Below are 21,056 nucleotides of genomic sequence, written 5' to 3'. Positions count from 1 at the left end.
TTTGGGCGGCTCAATAACGCAGGATGCGGCACTCGGGTAGTCCGATGCCTGCATTTCCGCCGAAATTCCGTGCACTGTGGCCCGGCAACCGCAGATATCGGGTGTAGAGGCACTGCCTGCAAGCCCGGTTTTAGCGATGGCTTAGGACCGGCCGGGCCATGAAGGCGTCCGAAAGGGCAGGGCATGGCGCGCATCGCCGCGATCGAATCGAGCGAGACCGGGTGGCGCATGCCCGCCTGGGCGGTGCCGCTCGCGCTGCTGCTCGGGCTCGTCCTGCTGTTCCCGCGCCCCTATGTCGGCGGCGGCGGCGACGACTGGTATTATCTCGAAGCGGCGCGGTGCGTGGCCCGGCACGGCCTCTGTCTTCCCGACACGCATTGGGCGGCGCGGTTTCCGCTGGTGGCGCCGATGGGCGCCGTGCTCGCCCTGTCCGGCGAGGGCCCCTGGACGGTGGGGCTGGTGCCGCTGCTCTACACCGTGGCGGGGCTGCTGCTGTTCGTCGCCAATGTCGAGCGCCGCTTCGGCGCCGCGGCGGCGATGCTGGCGGGCTCGGCGCTGGCGCTGACTCCGCTGTTCCCGCTCAACGCGCTCCAGCCGCTGGTCGACCAGCCCGAATTCGCCTGGACCATGGCCTGCCTGCTCGCCATCCAGATCGCGCTCGAGCGGAACGATGCGCGCTGGGCGGCGGGGGCGGGGGCGATGCTGGCGCTGGCCGTGATGACGCGGATGAGCAGCCTGGCGCTGCTGCCGCTGCTCGGCCTGGGCTGGCTGATGCTGGCGCCGGACCGGCGGCGGCTCGCACTGCCCTTCGCCGCTGCGGCCGCGGCGCTGCTCGGCATCGAGGCGCTAGCCTATGCGATGGCGACCGGCGACCCGCTATATGGCTGGAAGCTCTCGCTCCACCATGGCCGCATTCCCACCACCGAGCTGGCGGCGGGCGTGGACACCAGCCGCAGCCCGTTGCTCAACCTCGACTTCATCCGCAACTGGCGGCGCAGCATGGGCATCCATGTCCATTGGACGGTGGACCCGCTGCTCAACCTGCTCGCCGATCCGCTGTGCGGGCTGACGCTGTGCGGCGCGCTGGCGCTCGCGGCGGCGCGGTGGCGGGCCTGGCGCCGCGACCGGTGGCTGCGCCTGGTCGCGATCGCGGCGCTGCTCCATTTCGTGCTGCTCACCTATGTGCTGGCGGTGGATCCCAAGCCGCGCATGTTTCCCTTCGCCTATGCGGCGGCGGCGGCGACGCTGGGCGTGCTCGGGGCGCGGGCCTGGCGCGACGGCGGCCGGCTGATCGTCGCGGCGCTCTTCGCGCTGCTGGCCGGCCGCGCGCTGCTGATGGCCTATGACCAGCCTGATCTCGCATCGGCGCGGGCCGCCGCCGCGGGCTGGATCGCCACCGCACGCCCTGGAAGCCTCGCGACCGACGAATGGACGCGGCGGACCTTCGCCCTCGTCCCCGGCGCCGCCGCGCTGCCGCTGGGCGGGGAAGCGCCGCGCCGGGACCTGCTCACGCTCGGCAAGGTGCCGTGCGCGGGCAGGCAGGTGCTGCGCGAGGCGAACTTCGAGCGGCACGAACCGGCGCCGCTTGCCTGGCTGCGCGCGCGGGGCCTGCTGCTCGGGGCGCAGGTCCCCGTGCGCCTGTGCCTGGTCAGGCCGGCACCCCCGCATGGCGCAGGTGGATGATCGGATAGGGCCGGCCGTGCGGATCGGTTTCGGAGCGGCCGATCACTTCGAAGCCACGGGCGAGATAGAAGGGCAGGGCGTTGTCCGCCTGTTCGTTGGCATCGACCAGCGCATCCGGCGAGAGCGCCAGCGCATGATCGACCAGCGCGGTGCCGAAACCCCGGCCATGCGCGGCGGGGTCGACGAACAGCGCGTCGATCATCGCGCCGTCCATGGCGAGGAAGCCCTGCACCCTGCCGGCATCGTCCTCCACCAGCCAGAGGGGGGCGACGGGCAGGAACTGCTCGGCGACGATCGTGTCGATCTCGGCGCGATGTTCGCTCGAGAGGAAGCCGTGCGTCGCGTCGACCGCGGCGCGCCAGATCGCCAGCGCGCGCGGGACGTCCACTGCGGTGCCGGGGCGGATATGGGCCATCAGCGACGTCCCCACAGGATGACCACACAGCCGAGCACCGCCAGCGCCGCGCCGGCCAGGTCCCAGCGGGTGGGCGGCACCCGCTCGACCAGCACCAGCCAGCCGAGCGAGGCCAGGATGTAGATCCCGCCATAGGCGGCATAGGCGCGCCCCGCGGCGTCCGCGCTGCTCAGGGTGAGCAGCCAGGCGAACAGGGCGAGCGAGGCGCCGCCGGGAACGAGCCACCAGGCGGGCTTGTCCAGCCGCAGCACGCCCCAGAAGGCGAAGCAGCCCGCGATCTCCGCCAGCGCGGCGGCCGCGTAGATCGCGAGCGTGGCCGGGTTCATCCGAGGTCGGGCGGAGTCGCCTCGGCCACCAGCTTCGCCACCGCCTCGTCGAGGCTCAGCATCTGTTGCCCCTGCGAGCCCAGCACGCGCAGCGCCACGGTGCCTTCCTCGGCCTCGCGCTTGCCGACGACGAGCAGGTTCGGGACCTTGGCGACCGAATGCTCGCGCACCTTGTAGTTGATCTTCTCGTTGCGAAGGTCGCTCACTACGCGGATGCCTGCCGCCTGGAGCTTCCGGGTCACTTCGTGCGCATAGTCGTCGGCGTCCGAGACGATCGTTGCCACCACCGCCTGGGTCGGGGCCAGCCAGGCCGGCAGCTTGCCGGCGAAATGCTCGATCAGGATGCCGATGAAGCGCTCGTACGAGCCGAAGATCGCGCGGTGCAGCATCACCGGGCGATGGCGCTCGCCATCCTCGCCGACATAGGACGCGTCGAGGCGCTCGGGCAGCACGCGGTCCGACTGGATCGTGCCGACCTGCCAGGTGCGGCCGATCGCGTCGGTGAGGTGCCACTCCAGCTTCGGCGCATAGAAGGCGCCTTCGCCGGGCAGCTCTTCCCAGCCATATTCTTCCGTAGCCATGCCGGCACGGACCACGGCGTCGCGCAACTCGGTCTCGGCCTGGTCCCACATCTCCTCGGTGCCGAAGCGATTGTCGGGGCGCAGCGCCAGCTTGATCGAATAGTTGAAGCCGAAGTCCTTGTAGACGCGGTCGGCGAGGCGGCAGAAATCCTGCACCTCATCGACGATCTGGTCCTCGCGGCAGAAGATATGGCCGTCGTCCTGGGTGAACTGGCGGACGCGCATCAGCCCGTGCAGCGCGCCATGCGGCTCGTTGCGGTGGCAGCAGCCATTCTCGACGAGGCGGAGCGGCAGGTCGCGATACGACTTGATGCCCTGCTTGAAGATCAGGATGTGCGCGGGGCAGTTCATCGGCTTGAGCGCCATCCACTGCACGTCTTCCGACACCATCGGACCTTCGTCCTCGATGTTCGGCGTCTCGTCGGGGATGACGAACATGTTCTCGCGGTACTTGCCCCAGTGGCCGGACTGCTCCCACTGGCGCGCGTCCATCACCTGCGGCGTCTTTACTTCCTTGCTGCCCGCGCCGTTCACCGCGCGGCGCATGTAATCCTCGAGCGCGCGGTAGATGACATAGCCGTTCGGGTGCCAGAACACGCTGCCATGTGCTTCCTGCTGGAGGTGGAACAGGTCCATCTCCTGGCCGAGCTTGCGGTGGTCGCGCTTGGCGGCCTCCTCAAGACGCATCATGTGCTCGTCGAGCTGCTTCTTGTTGAGCCAGCCCGTGCCGTAGATGCGCGAGAGCATCGCGTTCTTCTGGTCGCCGCGCCAATAGGCGCCCGAGACGCGGGTCAGCTTGAAGGCGTTGGGATCGACCTTGCCGGTGGAGGCGAGGTGTGGCCCGCGGCACATGTCGAGCCAGGCGTCGTCGCCCTTGCCGGCGCGGTACACGGTCAGCTCTTCGCCCTCGGGCAGTTCCTGCGCCCATTCGGCCTTGAAGCTCTCGCCCTGCTTCGTCCAGCGCTCGATCAGCTGCTGGCGCGACCAGACCTCGCGGATGAGTGGCGCATCCGCGGCGATGATCTTGCGCATCTCGGCCTCGATCGCCGGCAGGTCTTCCTCGGTGAAGGGCCGGTCCTTGGGGGCGAAGTCGTAATAGAAGCCGTCGTCCGTTGCCGGGCCGAAGGTGATCTGCGTGCCGGGGAAGAGGTTCTGCACCGCTTCGGCAAGGATGTGCGCATAATCGTGGCGGGCGAGCTCGAGCGCGTCCTTCTCGTCCTTCGCCGTGACGAGCGCCAGCTGGGCGTCGCCTTCGAACGGGCGGCCGATGTCGCGCAGCTCCCCGTCGACGCGCGCGGCGAGCGCGGCCTTGGCCAGGCCCGGGCCGATCGCGGCGGCGATGTCCGCCGGGGTAGTCCCCGGGGCTACCTCGCGGACGGAACCGTCGGGCAGCGTTATGCGGAACATCTCGGACACGGGTCGGGACTTTCTCTGGAGTGTTTAAGGAGCGCGGCTTATGCCTTCGCGGACGCAATATAGGCAAGCCGTATGACCGATTCACATCGTGCCACCGCGATCCTTCCCGTGAACGACCTGGTCGCGAGCACTGCCTTCTACGAAAGACTGGGCTTCCGCCTGACCGGCGACTATGGCGATTATCGCATCCTCGAGGACGGCAAGGGCTGGCATCTGCACCTCAACCAGGCAGTGACCGGCTGGCTGGTGCCGGGGCACAATCCGTTCGGCATCTATCTCTACACCGACGATGTCGACGGCGTGGCGGCGGGAGTGCGCGAGCTTGTCATCGAGAAGGAAGGGCCGAGCCTGAAGCCCTGGGGCTGCTACGAGTTCGCGGTGAGCGATCCCGACGGGACGCTGGTGCGGATCGGCCGCATTGCATCCTGAAGCCGCGCAGTTGCTGGGCATGGCCGGGGAGGCCGCGCGCCAGGGCCGGTTCGGCCAGGCGCTGCCGATGCTGAGCCGGGCACTGGCGCTCGACCCCGAGGGGGCGGCGCCGGCCTATGCCGAGCTGCTGGGCCGGCTCTCGCTCACTGGATGGCCGCCGCAGCTCGAAGCGGACCTGGTGACCTGCCTGCATGCCGGATCGGTCGACCCGCAATCGCTGGCCCGGGCCGCGGCGCGGATGCTGCTGGCGAAATATCCCGAGCCGGTGGTGGCGGAGGATCCGTTGTGGACGACCTTCCTCACGCGCTGCATCAATGTCCATCCGGCGATGGAGGCGCGGCTGGCATGGCTGGCCGGCCAGGTGCTGCCGGCGGGGCTGCGCGACGCCCTGGCGGCACAGGCCTTTGCGAGCGAATATGTCTGGGGCGGGGAAGCGCTGGGTATCCCCGCGGCGGCGGCGGCCGAGATCGCCGAGGAGCGGCGGCTGGCGGCGGAGATGCCCTCGCTCGGCGATGCGGGAGATGGCGTCTCCCGCGCGGTGCGGGCGCAATATGAGGCCAGTCCCTATCCGCGCTGGCGTGCGGCGGCGACGCGGGAGCGCGTGTCCGTGGCGGCGCATCTGGCTGCCCTTGGCGCACCGCAGGCCGGGTCGGTCGCGGTGCTGGTCGCCGGTTGCGGCACCGGGTTCGAGCCGATCGACCTGGCGCGGATGGATCCATCGCTCGCCATCACCGCGCTCGATCTCAGCGCGGGCAGCCTGGCCCATGGCCGGCGCATGGCGGAGGTGCTCGGGATCGACACGATTCGCTTCGTGCAGGGCGACATCCTCGACGCGGCGCGGCTGGACGGGCGCTTCGGCCTGGTGAGCTGCACCGGGGTGCTCCATCATATGGAGCGGCCTGCGCTGGGGCTAGCCGCACTGGCGGAGGTGCTCGCGCCCGGCGGCGTGCTGCGGGTCGCGCTCTACAGCGAGCGGGCCCGGGCCTGGATCGCCGAGGCGCATCGCGCGATCGCCGAACATGGCTGGGATGCGAGCCCGGCGGGCATTCGCGCCTTCCGTGCCCATGTCCTCGCCTTGCCGCCGGAACAGCCGCTCGCGCGGCTTCGGGAAAGCGACGATTTCTACACGCTGAGCGGCTGCCGCGACCTGTGCTTCCATGTTCGCGAGCATTGGTATCGCCTGCCCGCGATCGGAGCGATGCTCGCGGCGGCGGGCTTCGAACTGCTCATGCTCGACGCCCCGCCCGAGGCGCGGGCGCGCTTCGCCGAGCGCTTCGGAACGGCGGCGGACCGGGACGACCTCGCGCTATGGGACCGGCTGGAGGTGGATTTCCCGCATCTCTTCGCGGGCATGTTCCATCTGTGGTGCCGGAAGCAGGGCTAGGACGGATCGACATTCAGCTCCGCCCCTTTCATTCCCGGAGGCGAAAGGGAAATTGAAGATCGAAGCCTTTCTTCCGTCATGCTGAACGCGTTTCAGCATCCAATTCTCCACCAGCGATATCGCCGGTGGCACGTTGGACCCCGAAACAAGTTCAGGGTGACGCGGGAGGTCGGTTCGAAGCGCTCCCACCCGCCGACCACATCCTTAGCCTGAATATCGAAACGCCCCTAGACCAGCCCGAACGGCACCACGCGGTTCAGCTCGACATGGCCGATCTCGGCGCGGCCGAGATAGGGGACGCCCATTTCCCCGCACCAGCGCACGATCATCTGATCGATCGTCTCGCCGAAGCTGTAATTGCCGTCCGCCTCGCCATTGTCCTTGACCGCGGTGACGGCGCCCAGCCGCACGCCGGCGATGCCCTTGAGCTGGGTGGCATGCGCCATCTGGAACAGCATCCGGTCGATCCGGTAGAGCGGCTCGTCGACTTCCTCGATATAGAGTACGTGATCGGTGAGGTCGGGCAGATATTTGGTGCCGATCAGCGCGGCCAGGATGGCGAGGTTGAACGCGGCGGCGGGGCGCCCGTCGGCAAGGCCCGGCTCGAAGCCGCGCCTGTCCCCGTCGATCAGCCAGCCCAGCACCCAGCCGGCGCCTTCGCCGGTGTCGTTCATGCCCAGGCTGGAGGCCATCGCGCCATGCGCCACCCGGCCGATCCGCCGGGCGTATAGCGCGCCGAGCAGGAACCCCATGTCGGAGAAGCCGACATAGGTCTTGTGGTTTGCCGCCGGCCCGAGCTTCGGCATCACTGCTTCCAGGATGCGGTTCGAGCCATAGCCGCCGCGCGCGAACCAGATCGCATCGAACGCCGGATCATTGGCGAATTCGAGAAAGGCGGCCGCGCGTTCCGCGTCGGTGCCGGCGAAATGGCCGGTCTGCAGATAGCATTGCGGATGGAACACGATCTCGTGCCCGGGATAGGTCAGCGCCATGAACGCGGCCATGCGCAGCGATCCCTCGCGGCTGACCGGTCTTGCTGGTGCGACGACTCCGATGCGCATGCCTTGCCCCTTCGCTTCGAATTGCCGATAGCGCGAGGCCATGGAGCATCGCAAACCTTACTTCTTCGTGGGCATTGGCGGGTCGGGCATGATGCCCCTGGCGATGATCCTGGCCGGGCAGGGCGCCAGGGTGGCCGGATCGGACCGCAGCCTCGATCAGGCGCGGCTGCCCGCGAAATTCGATTTCCTGGCGCGCAGCGGCATCGCCCTGTTCCCCCAGGACGGCAGCGGAATCGGTTCGTCCGAGCAGATCGTCGTCGCTTCGGCCGCAATCGAGGAGACCGTGCCCGATGCGCGCCGTGCCGCCGAACTCGGCAATGCGCGGATGACGCGGGCCGAGCTCAATGCCCGGCTGTTCAATGCCGCGCCGCTCTCGATCGGCGTGGCGGGGACCAGCGGCAAGTCCACGGTCACCGGCATGATCGGCTGGATCCTCCACGCGCTGGGCCGCGATCCCACGGTGATGAACGGCGCGGTGATGAAGAACTTCGCCACGCCAGACGCGCCCTTTGCCAGCGCGCTGGTGGGAGCCGGCCGGGTCTATGTGAGCGAAGTCGACGAGAGCGACGGCTCGATCGCGCTCTATCGCCCGGGCGTGGCGGTGCTCAACAATGTCAGCCTCGATCATCTGCCGATGGACAAGCTGATCGAATTGTTCGGCGCCTTCATCGCGCGGGCGGGCAAGGCTGTGATCAACCTCGACAATGGCGAGGGCGCGCTGCTGGCGGCGACGATGCCGCGCGAGCGGCTGCGCACCTTCGCGATCGGCGCGCCGGCGGATCTGACGGCGATCAACCTGCGCGAGCAGCGCTACGGCATCGCCTTCGAGCTGGCGCGCGAGGGCGCGGCGTCGATCCCGGTGACGCTGCAGGTGCCGGGCCGGCACAATGTCTCCAATGCGCTGGCGGCGATCGGCGCGGCGGCGGCGGCGGGGATCGCGGTGGAGGAGGCCGCCCAGGCGATCCAGGGCTTCCAGGGCCTGAAGCGCCGCTTCGAGCTGGTCGGCGAGGCGGGCGGGATCGCCGTGATCGACGATTTCGGGCACAACCCGGACAAGATCGCCGCGACATTGGACACGCTGCACGCCTTTGACGGCAGGCTGCTCCTGCTGTTCCAGCCGCACGGCTATGGCCCTCTGAAGGTGATGCGCGCCGAGCTCGTCGCGATGTTCGCCGAGAAGCTGGGCGGCGAGGATGTGCTGGTGCTGCCCGATCCCGTCTATCAGGGCGGCACCACCAGCCGCGAGGTGACCAGCGCGGACATCGTGGCCGATGTCGCCGCGACCGGGCGCAATGCGCTCCACATTCCCGATCGCGCGGCGGCGGCGGCGCATCTCGTCGCCAATGCGCGCGCGGGCGATCGCATCGTGGTGATGGGCGCGCGCGACGACACGCTCAGCCACCTTGCGGCGGAGATGCTGGCGCAGCTCGCTGATTAAAAACCGGTAATCTTTTCACGCACCTGCGCAAAAATATGGACTTTTTTGCCAGAGATGGCACCATTCCCGTGAGATTCCGGGGAGGCGACGCATGCGCCTGCTGCAGCCATTCTATTGCCTGTTCGGTAAGCACCATCGCAGCCATGGCCGCGCATGGAATGACGGATCCAGTTTCCGATCCTGGTGCGAAGGATGCGGCAAGCCGATGATCCGCACCTTCCATGGCTGGCGCCTCGATACCGAAGCGCCGACTGGAAAGTAGCATTAGCATCTAGTCTGGCAGGCTTTCCTATATGGAAAGCTTGGTTGACATATCGTGCCGACACAGGTAAAGCTCCCTTTACAAACTGCAAAGGAAGCCAATCATGGCCGGCAATCGGGCGCAGAAGCGCTACACGAAATCGGTGATCCTGCTGATGATGAGCTATGTGCTGATCCTGGTCGGCGTGGTCATACATGCGCGGAACAGCCCGCTGCACGGGCCGCTGGGCTATGTCGCCGGCGTGCTGCCCGCGCTGCCGGTGATCGGCGTGTTCTTCGTCCTCGGTCGCTATCTCGTCGAGGAGCAGGACGAATATCTGCGGGTGCAGGTCACGCGCCAGGCGCTGGTCGCCACCGGCTTCACGCTGAGCATCGCGACGGCCTGGGGCTTTCTCGAGAATTTCGGCCTCGTGCCGCACGTCTATGCCTATTACGCCGCGATCCTGTGGTTCGCGGGGCTGGGCGTGGGCCGCTGCTTCAACAAGCTGGCGGCGATGCGCGGAGGCGGCGAATGAACAATCGCCTCCGCGTGCTGCGTGCCGAGCGGGCCTGGAGCCAGCAGGACCTGGCCGAGCGGCTCGATGTCTCGCGCCAGAGCGTCAACGCGATCGAGACCGGCCGCTACGACCCCTCGCTCCCGCTCGCCTTCAGGATCGCCGACGTGTTCGGCCTGACCATCGAAGAAATCTTCACCAATCCCAACCGCAAGGACTGACCGTCATGATCAAGCGCATCGCCTTCGCCCTGCTCGCCACCGCCAGCATCCCCGCCATCCTCCATGCCCCCGCGGCACATGCGGCGACCGCGCCGGCACCGGCCGAGATGATCCAGATGGATCACCTCTCGGTGCAGGTGATCGGCAAGGGCAGTCCGGTGATCCTGATCCCCGGCCTGTCGAGCCCTCGCGCGGTGTGGGACGGCGTGGCGCCCGAGCTGGCGAAGACGCACACCGTGTATCTCGTCCAGGTCAACGGCTTCGGCGGCGACGCGCCGGGCGCCAATCTGGGCGAGGGGCTGCTCCCCGCCATGGTCGCCGAGCTGCACAAGCTGGTCGCGGAGCGCAAGATCGCCGGCGCCGCGGTTGTCGGCCATTCGATGGGCGGGCTGCTGACGCTGATGCTGGCCAAGGCGCATCCTGGCGACGTCGGCAAGGCGCTGATCGTCGATGCGATGCCGTTCGTCGGCTCGGCCTTCTTCCCGGGCTCGACGGTCGAGTCGGTCAAGCCCCAGGCCGAGGCGATGCGCGCCCAGATGGCGAGCCTTTACGGCAAGCCGCTTCCAGAGGCGGTGGGCCAGGCGATCGCGCGGCAGAACGCAGCCAAGCCCGAATCGCAGGCGCAGGTCGCGGCCTGGATGGCCAAGGCGGACATGCGGGTTTCCGCCCAGACCATGTTCGAGGATCTCCAGACCGATCTGCGCCCCGACCTGAAGGGCATCGCCGCGCCGATCACCGTGCTGGTGCCGTGGCTGGCGGCGCGCGGCGGCGAGGCGCCGATGCTCGAGCTCTACAAGCGCGAATATGCGGGTGCGCCCAAGGTGAACCTGAAGGGCGTGGCCGACAGCGGGCACTTCATCATGCTCGACCAGCCCGAGGCCTTCCGCGCGGCGCTGGCCGCCTTCCTGGCCGGCTGAGCCGGCGCGCCGCGACGAGTAAAAGGGGCCCGGGAGCTGTTCCCGGGCCCAAGTTCTGCTCACTTCCCGTATCTGGGCATCAATAGGTTCCGGAAAAGCTCCGGTTGAGATTCCGGTCGCGATTCCAGTCCTGGTCGTCGTGTCCGCCGAACAGCGCGCCCGCGCGCTCCTCGTCCTTCCATGCCGCATGCGCTTCGTCCGCGGTCTTGCGCAGCGTCACCTTGTCGTCGACCGACTGGATCCAGCGCGACGGGATCGAATGGTGATGGCCACCGGCCTCGCTGTCGTTCCTGGTGAGGACGATGCGATCGCCGCGCACCTTGTCGACCTTGCCGACATGGCTGCCGTCCGAGCCGACCACCTCCATGTGCTCGGCCACCCGGCGCAGGCCGTCGCGCTGGCCCTGGCGATCGGTGCGCCAGTTGTTGAACTCGTTCTCGAAACGCTGGGCGTTCTCGCGGCGATATTCGTCATAGTCGCTGTCGAGCTCGGCGATGCGCTGGCGGCGCCAGCCGGAATAGTGATCGTCGGGGCCGTGGGGCCATCGTGCGTCGTAGCGCGCGTCGGCTTCGCGGCGGCGCTCCGCTTCCTGGTCGCCGAACCAGGAGCGGACCTCGTCGCCCGCGCGATCGAAGAAGCCGCGGTCCGGATCCTGGCTGCGATACGCGGTGCGGGCCTCGTCCCAGCCGCGCTGGTCGCGGGCGCCGCGATCCCAGCCGCCGCGATATTCGCCGCCATATCCGCCGGGGCCATAGCCGCCGCGATAGCCGCGCGTTCGGCCGAGCTCGCCGGCTGCGGCATATTCGCGGGCGCTCGAATAATGTTCGCCGCCGGCGCGGCGGGCGCCGCTCACCTGATATTGGTCTTCGGGGCCGAAATAGCGGGGATCGGAGTAACGGTCGCTCATGGGAATCTTCTCCACTGCCGGTCTTCGGGGGGCTTGGCCGGCGTGGATTCAGCGGGCGAGAGCCGGCAATGGTTCCGGAAAAATCCCCGCTTTTCAGTGCAGTTCGCCGCGCCGGCGAAGCGTTTTGCCGCGCTTGTTTCAAGCCGGTTGCATTGGGGAAAAAGCGCCGCTAATGGAGCGCCTCCCGGGGCCACCCGGGGACAGGCGGCGGGGCTGTAGCTCAGATGGGAGAGCGCTGCAATCGCACTGCAGAGGTCAGGGGTTCGATTCCCCTCAGCTCCACCAGCCGCCCACAGTTCCTACATATTAGAACGCAGCCGGCTTGGCGTCCCGCCGGGCCGGGCCTTGCGCGCGCCGGCCATCGCCGTCCCGATTCGGACCGCTGTCCGTAATTTGCGCATTTCCCGGAACCTTATCCGCGTGCAGAACGTTGCGCCGGGCGGCGTCGTTCGGCGCCGATCTTGGTTGCGATCCCCGGATGCTGTTGGAATAAGGCGGCAATTTCTCGGGCTTGCCTTAGAGAACGGGGTTTGATGATCCACCGGTTCGGCGCGAAATACGAAATGATGCTCTATGGCGCGCTCGCGGCTCTCCTCGTGGCGCCGTTTCTCGCCGATCTCCAGCTGCCGCTCGGCACCTCGGTATGGGTGATCTACCTGCTGCCGATCGTCTTCGCCTATCTGGCGCCGCGGCCGGTGGTGCCCGCCGCGGTCGCCCTGGTCGCGACCGTGCTGACGATCACCGGCTTCATGCTGGCGCGCAGCGGTGTCGACCCCAGCATCGCGCGCGTCAACCGCACCCTGGGCGTGCTCACCGCCTGGACGCTGGGCATCGTCGGCGTGCTGTTCGTCCGCAACCGGCTGGCCGTTCGCCGCGAGGAATGGCTGCAGGCGGGGCAGGTCGGGCTGGGACAGGCACTCGCCGGAGACCTGGCGATCGATCGGCTCGGCGCGAACGCGCTCCGCTTCCTCGCCGAATATCTGGGCGCGACCGCGGGGGCGATCTTCATCCGCAACGGCGACGGCTTCCTGCGCCGGGCCAGCTATGGCGTGCCGGCCGGCGCGGCGGTGCCCGAGCGCGTGACGCCGGGCGACGGGCTGCTCGGCCAGGCGATCGCCGACGGGCGGGGCTTCGCGCTGGCGCCGGTGCCCGACGGCTATCTCTATTTCGGTTCGGCGCTCGGCCAGGCCCGGCCGGGGCAGCTGCTGATCGCGCCCGCCCGGATCGACGGCCAGGTCAACACGGTGGTGGAACTCGGCTTCGCCGGCACCGCGATGCCCGCGGCGGCGGAGGATCTGCTCGCACGGATCGCCGAGCAGCTCGGCATCGCCGTGCGCTCCGCCAAATATCGTACCCAGCTCCAGGAACTGCTCGAGGAGACCCAGGCACAGGCGGAGGAATTGCAGGCGCAGGGCGAGGAACTGCGATCGAGCAACGAGGAACTGGAGGCGCAGGCGCGCGCGCTGCAGGAATCGCAGGCGCGGCTGGAAGTGCAGCAGGCCGAGCTGGAGGAAAGCAACGCCCAGCTCGAGGAGCAGACCCGGACGCTGGAGGCGCAGCGCGACGATCTGGCGCGCGCGCAATCCTCGCTCGCCGGCCAGGCGCGCGAACTGGAGCAGGCGAGCCGCTACAAGTCGGAATTCCTCGCCAATATGAGCCACGAGCTGCGCACGCCGCTCAATTCGCTGCTGATCATGGCCCGGCTGCTCGCCGAGAACCGCGCGGGCAACATGACCGCCGAGCAAATCCGGCACGCGGAGACGATCGAGACGTCGGGCAACGATCTGCTCGCGCTGATCAACGACGTGCTCGACATTTCGAAGATCGAGGCGGGCAAGCTGGAACTGCAGCCGCGCCGCATCCGGATCCCGCCGATGCTCGAGAAGCTTCGCCAGGGCTTCGCTCCGGCGGCCGAGGCCAAGGGGCTGGCGCTGCGCTGCGAGGCGCTGCCGGGCACGCCCGACGACTTCGAGACCGACCCGCAGCGGCTGGAACAGGTGCTGCGCAACTTCCTCTCCAATGCCGTGAAGTTCACCGGCCGGGGCGAGGTGGCGCTGAGCGTCGGCCGGGCCGCCGACGGACGGCTGGGCTTTGCGGTGCGCGACACCGGCGTTGGGATCGCGCCCGATCAGCAGAAGATCGTCTTCGAGGCGTTCCGCCAGGCGGACGGCACGATCAGCCGCAGATATGGCGGCACGGGCCTGGGCCTCTCCATCTCGCGCGAGCTGGCGCGGCTGCTGGGCGGCGAGATCCGGCTGGAGAGCAGCGCCGGCGAGGGCAGCGTCTTCACGCTGCTGCTGCCCGAGACCTATGATCCGGGGCTGATCGAGGCGGCGCCCATGGCGGAGGCACCGCTGATCGCCGCCATGCCCGCACCGGCCGCGCCCAGGCGTGCGCCGCGCGCCGCCGAAATGGCCGACGATCGCGAGAAGCTGCGCGGGGACAGCCGGGTGCTGCTCGTCGTCGAAGACGATCCCGCCTTCGCGCGCATCCTGTACGAGCTGGCGCACGAACTGGGCTTCGACTGCCTGATCGCGGGCACCGCCGACGAAGGCGCGCTGATGGCCAGGCAATATCTGCCCAACGCAGTGATCCTCGACATCGGACTGCCCGACCATACCGGCCTGTCGGTGCTCGACCGGATCAAGCGCGATCCGCGCACGCGGCATATCCCGGTGCATGTCGTCTCGGCCGACGACGACAGCCAGGCCGCGCTCGCCGGCGGGGCGATCGGCTATATGCTCAAGCCCGTGTTGCGCGACCAGCTGGTCGGGGTGCTCGAAGGGCTGGAGGTGCACATGACGCGCCGCCTGCGTCGGGTGCTGGTGGTGGAGGACGATGCGCAACAGGCCGAGAGCGTGCGGCTGCTGCTCGCCTCGCGCGACGTCGAGACCATCGACGCGCGCAGCGCCGCGGCGGCGCTGGAGCGGCTCGGCAGCGAGACGTTCGACTGCATGGTGCTCGACCTCAACCTGCCCGACATGCCGGGGCTCGACCTGCTCGAGCAGCTGAGCATGGACGAGAATCTCGGCTTCCCGCCGGTGATCGTCTATACCGGGCGCGACCTTTCGGCCGACGAGGAACTGCGGCTGCGGCGCTATTCCAAGTCGATCATCGTCAAGGGCGCGAAGTCGCCCGAGCGGCTGCTCGACGAAGTGACGCTGTTCCTCCACCAGGTGGTGTCGGACCTGCCCGAGCAGCAGCAGGCGATCCTCAGCCAGGCGCTGAAGCGCGACGCCGCGCTGGACGGGCGGCACATCCTCGTCGTCGAGGACGATATCCGCAACGTCTATGCGCTCACGTCGATCTTCGAGCCGCACGGCGCCAGGGTGCAGATCGCGCGCAACGGGATCGAGGCGCTGGCGGCGCTCGACGCGGCGCGGGACGGCGGCGCTCCGGTCGAGCTGGTGCTGATGGACGTGATGATGCCCGAGATGGACGGGATCGCCGCCACCCGCGCCATTCGCGGGCGGCCGGAATGGCGCGGGCTGCCGGTGATCGCGCTCACCGCCAAGGCAATGGCGCGCGACCAGCAGGATTGCATCGCGGCGGGGGCGAACGACTATCTCGCCAAGCCGCTCGACGTCGACAAGCTGCTCAGCCTCGTCCGGGTTTGGATGCCGCGATGAGCGACGCCGTGGATCCGGTGGACACGCTGGAGCTCGAGCTGCTGCTCGACGCGATCTGGCGGCGCTATCATCATGACTTTCGCGGCTATTCGCGCGGCTCGTTGCGGCGGCGGCTGGAACGGGCGCAATCGCGCTTCGGCTGCGATACCCTGTCGCAGCTGCAAGGGCGGGTGCTGCGCGAGCCGGTGCTGTTCGCCGAGCTGATGGGCTTCCTCACCATCCAGGTGAGCGAGATGTTCCGCGACCCGGCCTATTTCCGCGCGATCCGCGAGCAGGTGGTGCCGCATCTGCGCACCTTCCCTTCGCTCAAGGTGTGGATCGCCGGTTGCGCGAACGGCGAGGAATTCTATTCGCTTGCCATCCTGTTCCGCGAGGAGGGGCTGGAGGCGCGGACCATCTTCTATTGCACCGACATCAGCCCCGCCGCGCTGGCGCGGGCGGAGGCCGGCGTCTACGAACTGGACCGCATCGCGCTGTTCACGGAGAATCACCGCGCCTCGGGCGGCAGGGGATCGCTCTCCGACCATTATACCGCGGGCTATGGCCGGGCGGTGTTCGACAAGAGCCTGCGGGCCCGGGCGGTGTTCGCCGAGCATAATCTCGCAAGCGACCAGGTCTTCGCCGAGGCGCATCTGGTCTCGAGCCGCAACGTGCTGATCTATTTCGATCGGGCGCTGCAGGATCGCGCGCTCGGCCTGTTCGGGCAGAGCCTGGTGCGCGGCGGCTTCCTGGGGCTGGGCGCCAAGGAGAATCTGCGCTTCTCCTCGCATGCCGACGCATTTGCCGACTTCGTGTCCGAAGAGAAGATATACCGGCGCAACATCCGGCCGATAGCCGCGGAGGTCGACCATGCCGCAGCCTGAAACCGTGAAGATCCTCGTCGTCGACGATGTCGAGAAGAACCTGATCGCGATGGACGCGCTGCTGCGCCGCGACGGCGTGGAGATCCTCAAGGCGCCGTCGGGCCCGGCCGCGCTGGAACTGCTGCTCCGGCACGAAGTCGCGCTCGCCCTGCTCGACGTGCAGATGCCGGGGATGGACGGATATGAACTCGCCGAGCTGATGCGCGGGACGGAGCGGACGCGGCGCGTTCCGATCATCTTCGTGACGGCGGTGGCGACCGACGAGCGCCGGCGGTTCCGGGGATATGAGGCGGGCGCCGTCGACTATCTGTTCAAGCCGGTCGACCCGCAAATCGTGCGCAGCAAGGTCGACATCTTCGTCGAGCTGGCGCGCCAGCGGCTCGAGATCGCCCGCCAGCGCGACCAGCTGGCCGCGGCGCTCGGCCGGATCCAGGCGCATAGCGACAACAGCCCGCTCGCCATCGTCGAGTTCGACGCCGATCTCCGGGTGATCGGCTGGTCGAACGGCGCCGAGCGGCTGTTCGGCTGGAGCGCGGGGGACGTGCTGGGCCGGCGCGCCGCGAAGCTCGACTGGCTCGATCCCGCCAATGGCGCGGCGGTGGAGGCGGTGCTGGGGCAGATGGTCGAGGGGCACGAGCTGCGCCGGGTCGAGACGCTGCGCGCCAACGACAAGAGCGGGGCCCTGCTCGACTGCGAATGCTATTGCTCGGCGCTGTTCGAGGGCGACCGGCTGGTCTCGGTCAGCGTCCAGATCCTCGACGTGACCGAGCGCAAGCGTGCCGAGGCGACGCAGCGGCTGTTGATCGGCGAGCTCAATCACCGCGTGAAGAACACGCTCGCCTCGGTCCAGGCGATCGCGACGCAGACGCTGCGCCATTCGGCCGGCCCCTCCGATTTCGCGCCGACCTTCATCGGGCGCATCCATGCGCTGGCCCGCGCCCATTCGCTGCTCAGCGCTACCACCTGGCAGGGCGCCCGGCTGCGCGAGCTGATCGAGGGGCAGCTGCAGCTCGGTACGATCGACCCGCAGCGCCTGAGCTTCGCCGGGCCCGAGATCGAGCTGTCGCCCGAGCCGGCCCTGCACCTCGCCCTGGTGCTCCACGAACTCGGTACCAACGCCAACAAATATGGCGCGCTTTCGAACGAGGCCGGGCGGGTGCGGCTGGAATGGCGGCTGCGGGGCGCGATGCTCGAGCTCGAATGGGCGGAGACCGGCGGCCCGGCGGTTGCGGCGCCGGGCCGGCGCGGCTTCGGCACGGCATTGATCGAGCGGAGCCTGAAGGCCGAGGGCGGATCGGCCGTGGCGACCTTCGCGCCCGAAGGATTGCGCTGGATCCTGACCGTGCCGCATTCCGGCGGCGCGGCCGAACTGCCGGCGGATCGCCCGGCGGATGACGGCGGCTGGGCCAGGGGCGCCGGGGCCGCGAGGGCGTCCATCGCCGGCAAGCGCTTCGCGATCATCGAGGACGAGCCGCTGGTCGCGCTCGAACTCGCCGCGATCCTCGCCGATGCCGGCGTGGAGGTGGTCGGCCCGGCCGCTACCGCCGAGCATGCCCGGGCGATCGTCGAGGGCGGGCGGATCGACGGGGCGCTGCTCGACGGCAATTTGCAAGGCGCCAGCGTCGAGGCGATCGCGGCCGCGCTCGATGCACGCGGCGTGCCCTTCGCCTTTGTCAGCGGCTATGGGCGCGACCATCTTCCCGCGGGGTTCGCGGGAGTGCCGGCGATCGGCAAGCCGTTCGATCCCGTCGAGATCGTGGAGATTGCCGGAGCCTTGCTGCGCGGCAAGGCGGTCCTTGCCTAGATAAAGGGCGCGAGCAGCACCATCAGCGCGGCGACCGGCACCATGGCGCGCGGCACGGCCGGGCGATAGCTGAGCCCCAGCAGGATGATCGCGCTGGCGAAGGGGATCAGCCCGAACCAAAGCACCAGCGCCCGGCCGCCGTCGCCCGCGAGGCAGGCGGCGAGGAAGGAGAGCGCGACCAGTGCCCAGCCATAGCGGGCCGGATGCCGGAGCACGGCATGCCCTGCCTGGGCCCCGAGCAGGGGATCGGCGTGGCGCGACATGCCGGCGGCGAGCGCGAACATGCCGAGATAGAGCAGGCCGGCGACTGCCATCGTCATGCCGCGCGCCGCCTGCGCTCGGGGCGCCGCTTCGGGCCGCGCAGCTGCTTCGCGGCAAGCAGGGCGAGCGCCGCGGCGACCGCCAGCAGCACCGCCGACATGGCGCTGATCGACAGGCCGATGAGTGCCGCGAGCGCGCAGGCCAGCGCGGTCGCGCCGGTGAGCAGCGGCCAGGACCAGCGCGGTGGCAGCGCGGCGCCCATCGCCACTGCCGCGGCGGCGGTCCACAAGGCGGCGGAGACCTCCAGTTCGGCACGGCCGGCGAGGCCGAGCGGCAACAGGCGGTTGGCGAGGAGATAGGCGGCGCAGCCCAGCGGCACGCCGGGCAGCACGCCCGCGTTCAGCCGCTCGAGCATGCGATTGCCGAGCGAGAGCGGCGCCCGCTCGCGGCGCTTGACGATCCACAGGACCAGGCCGGTCGCGATCGCCAGCGTCAGCATCGTGCCGCCCAGGAAATAGAGCCAGCGCGTCGCGATCGAGGCGAAGCGGGCCATGTGGAGGCCGTAGACGACATTATAGGTCTGGATCGCGCCGCGATTCTCCCGCCAGGCGCGCAGCGGCCTGCCGGTGGCGCCGTCGAAGCTGATCTCGGCCGGCGTGAAGCCGAGCTGGTCGGCATCCGAGCGGAATATGGTGACCACCGCGGCCCGGTCGCCCGGGTTGATCACATAGACACGGCCGATCGTGCCGCCGAGCCGGCGCTGCGCCTCGCGCAGCATCGGGGCGATCGGAGCCAGCGGCGCGGGCACGTTCGCCCGGGCGCGCTCCGCCACGCCTGGCGCGAGATCGTGGTACACTGCGGCCAGGTCCTTGCCATAGGTGGCGGAGATGGCCCAGGGCATGTTGAGCGAGGCGAGCGTGACCAGCCCGGTAAAGGTGATCATCACGTGGAAGGGCGTGGCGAGCACGCCCAGCGCGTTGTGCCCATCGAGCCAGGAGCGCTGGCCCTTGGCCGGGCGGAACGTGAAATAGTCCTTGAAGATGCGGCGATGCGCGATGATCCCGGTGATCAGGGCGACCAGCATCGCCATCGCCGCGATCGACGCGAGCAGCCGGCCCCAAGGATAGGGCAGCTCCAGTTCGAAATGGAGGCGGTAGAAGAATTCGCCGCCCAGCGTCTCGCGCGGGGCGGGCGTGCCGCGCACCGGATCGAGCGCGCGATAGACGAAGCTGCCGTCGCTGTCATAGGCTGCCTCGACCGTGTTGGTCCGGGCGCTCGGGGCCGTGAGATACCAGCCGGTCGAGCCCCTGGTGTTGCTGGCCAGCCAGTCGGTCGCGGCCTGCACGGCATCGGCGGGGTCGGCGGTGGCGCGGGTCTCCGGGCGCATCCATTGGCCGATCTCGGGCTTGAACACGCTGAGCGTGCCGGCAAGGCACATGACGAACAGCACCCAGCCGAGCAGCAGCCCGGTCCAGCCGTGCAGCCAGGCCATGACCTGGCGCGCGCCTTCGCGGAGCGCGCTCATGCCGGCGCCCCCGCGGACCAGCCGATCGCGGCGAAGAGCGCGGCGAGCAGGACCACCCCTGCCCAGGCGCGCCAGGGGCCGCGGGCAAGGAACGCCCACAGCGTGACCGCCGGCCCGACCAGGAAGGCGAGCAGAGTCGCCGGCATGATCGCTTCCACTCTGGGCATCGGCAGCACGCGCGCCATCGCCGCGGCGAACAGGGCGGCGACCGCATAGGCGCCGATCGTCCCGGCCACCACGCGTGCCGTGACGTTGGCGCGGTAGCGCCAGCCCGTACGCGCTCGTGCTGTCCCCGCCACGCGCTCCTCCCGGTTCAATATGCGGGGCGGAGCGAGGCGAGGGGGGCGATCATCTCGCGGTGCTTGCCCTGATCCGCTTGCCCGCCCGGCTCCGCGGCTTGCGCGGCCATGACGCGGGCGGACAGCGCGCTGCGGAGGAAGGACTTCATCGCGGATCCCTTTTGAAACACCCGTGTGGCGGGCTCGTTAGGGAATGGCATATTGCGAGTCAATCGCATTAGCGGAAAGCGGCGCGACAGCTGTCCGTACCGGGCAAAAAAAGAGGGAGCGGCAAAGCCGCTCCCCGAAGTTGCCCTCTTACGGCGGGTCTAGAAATCGATCTTCGCCCCGACGCGGAAATAGCGGCCCATGATGTTGGGGCCGGCCCAGGCCGGGTTGTAGCCGAAGCCGCCATAGGCGGCGTTCGGATCGAAGGGCGGCTTGGTGTCGAGCAGGTTGAGGACGTTCAGCGACAGCGAGAAATTGTCGTTGATCCTGTGCTGGACCGTCAGGTCGACGTTCCAGATGTCCTTCGAGCGGCACTGCACCGGCGAATCGTCGTCATAGGCGGCGGCGCCATGTTCGACCGCACTCTGGCAGTCGAACGGCGTCGCGCCGAAATCGACCTGCGACACGTGATAGCCGGCGGTGTAATAGGCCGTGGCCGTCACGCTGGTGCCGCCGAGCTGGAGCGTGTTCTGCCAGCTGGCGCGCCAGCGCGGCGAACCCGAGCATGAAGTGTTGTTGCACGGGCTGAGCGTGTCCTCGTAGCGCTGCGGGGGCTGTGCCTCGCCTGTGATCGAGTCGACCAGCGTCAGATGGTTCTTGTCGAGGTACGAGACTTCGAGCGAGCTGATCCAGCGCAGGCCCTCGGCCAGCTTCAGGTTCGCGTTGACCCCGGCGTCGATGCCCTGGACGACCTGCCGGTTGGCGTTGGCATAGGACGCCTGGATGGTGCCGATATGCGGCAGCGCATTGGGATTGGCCGTATCCACGGCGCCGGGGCGAACGATGAAGCCCGGAATGTTCACCACGCCGTTGTTGCGATAATAGGCATCGAGCACCGGCGCCGTGTTGTTCACGCCGACGATCTGGTCCTTCACCTTGATCCGCCAGAAATCGACCGTGAAGCTCAGGCCGCGGATCGGCTCGAAGATCAGGCC

General features: G+C 69.0%; 21 protein-coding genes and 1 tRNA gene. 12 read left to right on the top strand and 10 right to left on the bottom strand.

The window, feature by feature from the left end; translation table 11 throughout:
- Window positions 1–183: 183 nt before the first annotated feature.
- Window positions 184–1,683 carry a glycosyltransferase family 39 protein gene (locus CAP40_RS00105; protein WP_086127342.1) on the top strand — a complete coding sequence of 500 codons (1,500 nt, stop codon included), beginning with the start codon at window positions 184–186 and terminating at the stop codon, window positions 1,681–1,683.
- Here the strand turns inward: CAP40_RS00105 and CAP40_RS00100 are convergent.
- Genes CAP40_RS00100 through thrS form a run of 3 tightly spaced genes read right to left on the bottom strand, consistent with a single transcriptional unit; the run spans window position 1,649 to window position 4,421 of the window.
- On the bottom strand, window positions 1,649–2,098 hold the full coding sequence (locus tag CAP40_RS00100; RefSeq protein ID WP_086127341.1) for an acetyltransferase: 450 nt from the start codon (window positions 2,096–2,098) through the stop codon (window positions 1,649–1,651). The two genes, CAP40_RS00105 and CAP40_RS00100, sit on opposite strands and share 35 nt — an antisense overlap.
- Window positions 2,098–2,424, bottom strand: a complete 327-nt coding sequence (locus CAP40_RS00095; protein ID WP_086127340.1) for a YnfA family protein — start codon at window positions 2,422–2,424, stop codon at window positions 2,098–2,100. The genes CAP40_RS00100 and CAP40_RS00095 overlap by 1 nt, the downstream gene beginning before the upstream one ends.
- Window positions 2,421–4,421, bottom strand: coding sequence for a threonine--tRNA ligase (gene thrS / locus CAP40_RS00090; RefSeq protein ID WP_086127339.1), 2,001 nt, complete (start codon window positions 4,419–4,421; stop codon window positions 2,421–2,423). Before thrS ends, CAP40_RS00095 begins: the two co-directional genes overlap by 4 nt.
- A gap of 72 nt (window positions 4,422–4,493) precedes the next feature.
- Between thrS and CAP40_RS00085 the strand changes: the two genes are divergently transcribed.
- Both CAP40_RS00085 and CAP40_RS00080 read left to right on the top strand, forming a co-directional pair.
- Window positions 4,494–4,850, top strand: coding sequence for a VOC family protein (locus CAP40_RS00085; protein WP_086127338.1), 357 nt, complete (start codon window positions 4,494–4,496; stop codon window positions 4,848–4,850).
- Window positions 4,840–6,234, top strand: a complete 1,395-nt coding sequence (locus CAP40_RS00080; RefSeq protein WP_144034174.1) for a class I SAM-dependent methyltransferase — start codon at window positions 4,840–4,842, stop codon at window positions 6,232–6,234. Before CAP40_RS00085 ends, CAP40_RS00080 begins: the two co-directional genes overlap by 11 nt.
- Before the next feature lie 227 nt (window positions 6,235–6,461).
- Here CAP40_RS00080 and CAP40_RS00075 read toward each other — a convergent pair whose 3' ends face one another.
- Window positions 6,462–7,295, bottom strand: coding sequence for an LD-carboxypeptidase (locus CAP40_RS00075; RefSeq protein ID WP_086128367.1), 834 nt, complete (start codon window positions 7,293–7,295; stop codon window positions 6,462–6,464).
- Between the two features lie 40 nt (window positions 7,296–7,335).
- Here CAP40_RS00075 and CAP40_RS00070 point away from each other — a divergent pair, with 40 nt between their 5' ends.
- The 5 genes from CAP40_RS00070 to CAP40_RS00055 all read left to right on the top strand — a co-directional run bounded on the left by CAP40_RS00070 (window position 7,336) and on the right by CAP40_RS00055 (window position 10,626).
- Window positions 7,336–8,733, top strand: coding sequence for a glutamate ligase domain-containing protein (locus CAP40_RS00070; protein WP_086127336.1), 1,398 nt, complete (start codon window positions 7,336–7,338; stop codon window positions 8,731–8,733).
- A 91-nt stretch (window positions 8,734–8,824) separates the two neighbouring features.
- Window positions 8,825–8,995, top strand: a complete 171-nt coding sequence (locus tag CAP40_RS20310) for a hypothetical protein (RefSeq protein WP_179187823.1) — start codon at window positions 8,825–8,827, stop codon at window positions 8,993–8,995.
- Between the two features lie 103 nt (window positions 8,996–9,098).
- Window positions 9,099–9,509 carry a hypothetical protein gene (locus CAP40_RS00065; RefSeq protein ID WP_086127335.1) on the top strand — a complete coding sequence of 137 codons (411 nt, stop codon included), beginning with the start codon at window positions 9,099–9,101 and terminating at the stop codon, window positions 9,507–9,509.
- Window positions 9,506–9,709 (top strand): helix-turn-helix transcriptional regulator, encoded by a 204-nt coding sequence (locus CAP40_RS00060; protein ID WP_086127334.1) that lies wholly within the window; start codon window positions 9,506–9,508, stop codon window positions 9,707–9,709. The genes CAP40_RS00065 and CAP40_RS00060 overlap by 4 nt, the downstream gene beginning before the upstream one ends.
- 5 nt (window positions 9,710–9,714) lie before the next feature.
- Complete coding sequence (locus CAP40_RS00055; RefSeq protein ID WP_179187821.1) at window positions 9,715–10,626, top strand: alpha/beta fold hydrolase; 912 nt, start codon at window positions 9,715–9,717, stop codon at window positions 10,624–10,626.
- Window positions 10,627–10,705: 79 nt separating this feature from the next.
- Here CAP40_RS00055 and CAP40_RS00050 read toward each other — a convergent pair whose 3' ends face one another.
- Window positions 10,706–11,533 (bottom strand): DUF2171 domain-containing protein, encoded by an 828-nt coding sequence (locus CAP40_RS00050; protein WP_086127333.1) that lies wholly within the window; start codon window positions 11,531–11,533, stop codon window positions 10,706–10,708.
- Window positions 11,534–11,742: 209 nt separating this feature from the next.
- On the opposite strand from CAP40_RS00050, the gene CAP40_RS00045 reads away from it, so the two are divergent.
- The 4 genes from CAP40_RS00045 (at window position 11,743) to CAP40_RS00030 (ending at window position 17,829) form a co-directional block, all read left to right on the top strand.
- A tRNA-Ala gene (locus CAP40_RS00045) sits at window positions 11,743–11,818 on the top strand.
- Window positions 11,819–12,066: 248 nt separating this feature from the next.
- Entirely contained in the window at window positions 12,067–15,162 is a 3,096-nt protein-coding gene (locus tag CAP40_RS00040) for a response regulator (RefSeq protein WP_256923942.1), read from the top strand.
- A complete protein-coding gene (locus CAP40_RS00035; protein WP_179187819.1) occupies window positions 15,159–16,025 on the top strand; it encodes a protein-glutamate O-methyltransferase CheR in 867 nt (288 codons plus the stop codon). Before CAP40_RS00040 ends, CAP40_RS00035 begins: the two co-directional genes overlap by 4 nt.
- The gene (locus tag CAP40_RS00030; RefSeq protein ID WP_086127331.1) at window positions 16,012–17,829 is read left to right on the top strand and encodes a response regulator; all 1,818 of its coding nucleotides are present in this window, start codon (window positions 16,012–16,014) and stop codon (window positions 17,827–17,829) included. Before CAP40_RS00035 ends, CAP40_RS00030 begins: the two co-directional genes overlap by 14 nt.
- Here CAP40_RS00030 and CAP40_RS00025 read toward each other — a convergent pair.
- The 5 genes from CAP40_RS00025 to CAP40_RS20630 form a co-directional block, all read right to left on the bottom strand.
- A complete protein-coding gene (locus CAP40_RS00025) occupies window positions 17,826–18,149 on the bottom strand; it encodes a DUF3325 family protein (RefSeq protein WP_086127330.1) in 324 nt (107 codons plus the stop codon). The genes CAP40_RS00030 and CAP40_RS00025 overlap by 4 nt on opposite strands.
- Window positions 18,146–19,615 carry a PepSY domain-containing protein gene (locus CAP40_RS00020; protein WP_086127329.1) on the bottom strand — a complete coding sequence of 490 codons (1,470 nt, stop codon included), beginning with the start codon at window positions 19,613–19,615 and terminating at the stop codon, window positions 18,146–18,148. Before CAP40_RS00020 ends, CAP40_RS00025 begins: the two co-directional genes overlap by 4 nt.
- A complete protein-coding gene (locus tag CAP40_RS00015) occupies window positions 19,612–19,914 on the bottom strand; it encodes a DUF3649 domain-containing protein (RefSeq protein ID WP_086128364.1) in 303 nt (100 codons plus the stop codon). Before CAP40_RS00015 ends, CAP40_RS00020 begins: the two co-directional genes overlap by 4 nt.
- A gap of 14 nt (window positions 19,915–19,928) precedes the next feature.
- A complete protein-coding gene (locus tag CAP40_RS20665) occupies window positions 19,929–20,063 on the bottom strand; it encodes a hypothetical protein (RefSeq protein ID WP_256923941.1) in 135 nt (44 codons plus the stop codon).
- A 159-nt stretch (window positions 20,064–20,222) separates the two neighbouring features.
- A partial coding sequence (locus CAP40_RS20630; protein WP_218822093.1) for a TonB-dependent receptor domain-containing protein occupies window positions 20,223–21,056 on the bottom strand: 834 nt, incomplete at its 5' end.

Origin of the sequence: Sphingomonas sp. IBVSS2, from assembly GCF_002127225.1 — a bacterium.
In the GTDB taxonomy this organism is placed as follows: Bacteria; Pseudomonadota; Alphaproteobacteria; order Sphingomonadales; family Sphingomonadaceae; genus Sphingomonas.
The sequence above is the reverse complement of the archived record's forward strand: the minus strand, read 5'-3'. Positions and strand labels throughout refer to the sequence as shown.

Bases quoted from the DNA above. Each gene is read 5' to 3' on its own strand.
- CAP40_RS00105 (WP_086127342.1), top strand. From the start codon at position 184: ATGGCGCGCATCGCCGCGATCGAATCGAGCGAGACCGGGTGGCGCATG.
- CAP40_RS00100 (WP_086127341.1), bottom strand. From the start codon at position 2,098: ATGGCCCATATCCGCCCCGGCACCGCAGTGGACGTCCCGCGCGCGCTG.
- CAP40_RS00095 (WP_086127340.1), bottom strand. From the start codon at position 2,424: ATGAACCCGGCCACGCTCGCGATCTACGCGGCCGCCGCGCTGGCGGAG.
- CAP40_RS00085 (WP_086127338.1), top strand. From the start codon at position 4,494: ATGACCGATTCACATCGTGCCACCGCGATCCTTCCCGTGAACGACCTG.
- CAP40_RS00075 (WP_086128367.1), bottom strand. From the start codon at position 7,295: ATGCGCATCGGAGTCGTCGCACCAGCAAGACCGGTCAGCCGCGAGGGA.
- CAP40_RS00070 (WP_086127336.1), top strand. From the start codon at position 7,336: ATGGAGCATCGCAAACCTTACTTCTTCGTGGGCATTGGCGGGTCGGGC.
- CAP40_RS20310 (WP_179187823.1), top strand. From the start codon at position 8,825: ATGCGCCTGCTGCAGCCATTCTATTGCCTGTTCGGTAAGCACCATCGC.
- CAP40_RS00065 (WP_086127335.1), top strand. From the start codon at position 9,099: ATGGCCGGCAATCGGGCGCAGAAGCGCTACACGAAATCGGTGATCCTG.
- CAP40_RS00060 (WP_086127334.1), top strand. From the start codon at position 9,506: ATGAACAATCGCCTCCGCGTGCTGCGTGCCGAGCGGGCCTGGAGCCAG.
- CAP40_RS00055 (WP_179187821.1), top strand. From the start codon at position 9,715: ATGATCAAGCGCATCGCCTTCGCCCTGCTCGCCACCGCCAGCATCCCC.
- CAP40_RS00050 (WP_086127333.1), bottom strand. From the start codon at position 11,533: ATGAGCGACCGTTACTCCGATCCCCGCTATTTCGGCCCCGAAGACCAA.
- CAP40_RS00040 (WP_256923942.1), top strand. From the start codon at position 12,067: ATGATCCACCGGTTCGGCGCGAAATACGAAATGATGCTCTATGGCGCG.
- CAP40_RS00035 (WP_179187819.1), top strand. From the start codon at position 15,159: ATGAGCGACGCCGTGGATCCGGTGGACACGCTGGAGCTCGAGCTGCTG.
- CAP40_RS00030 (WP_086127331.1), top strand. From the start codon at position 16,012: ATGCCGCAGCCTGAAACCGTGAAGATCCTCGTCGTCGACGATGTCGAG.
- CAP40_RS00025 (WP_086127330.1), bottom strand. From the start codon at position 18,149: ATGACGATGGCAGTCGCCGGCCTGCTCTATCTCGGCATGTTCGCGCTC.
- CAP40_RS00020 (WP_086127329.1), bottom strand. From the start codon at position 19,615: ATGAGCGCGCTCCGCGAAGGCGCGCGCCAGGTCATGGCCTGGCTGCAC.
- CAP40_RS20665 (WP_256923941.1), bottom strand. From the start codon at position 20,063: ATGAAGTCCTTCCTCCGCAGCGCGCTGTCCGCCCGCGTCATGGCCGCG.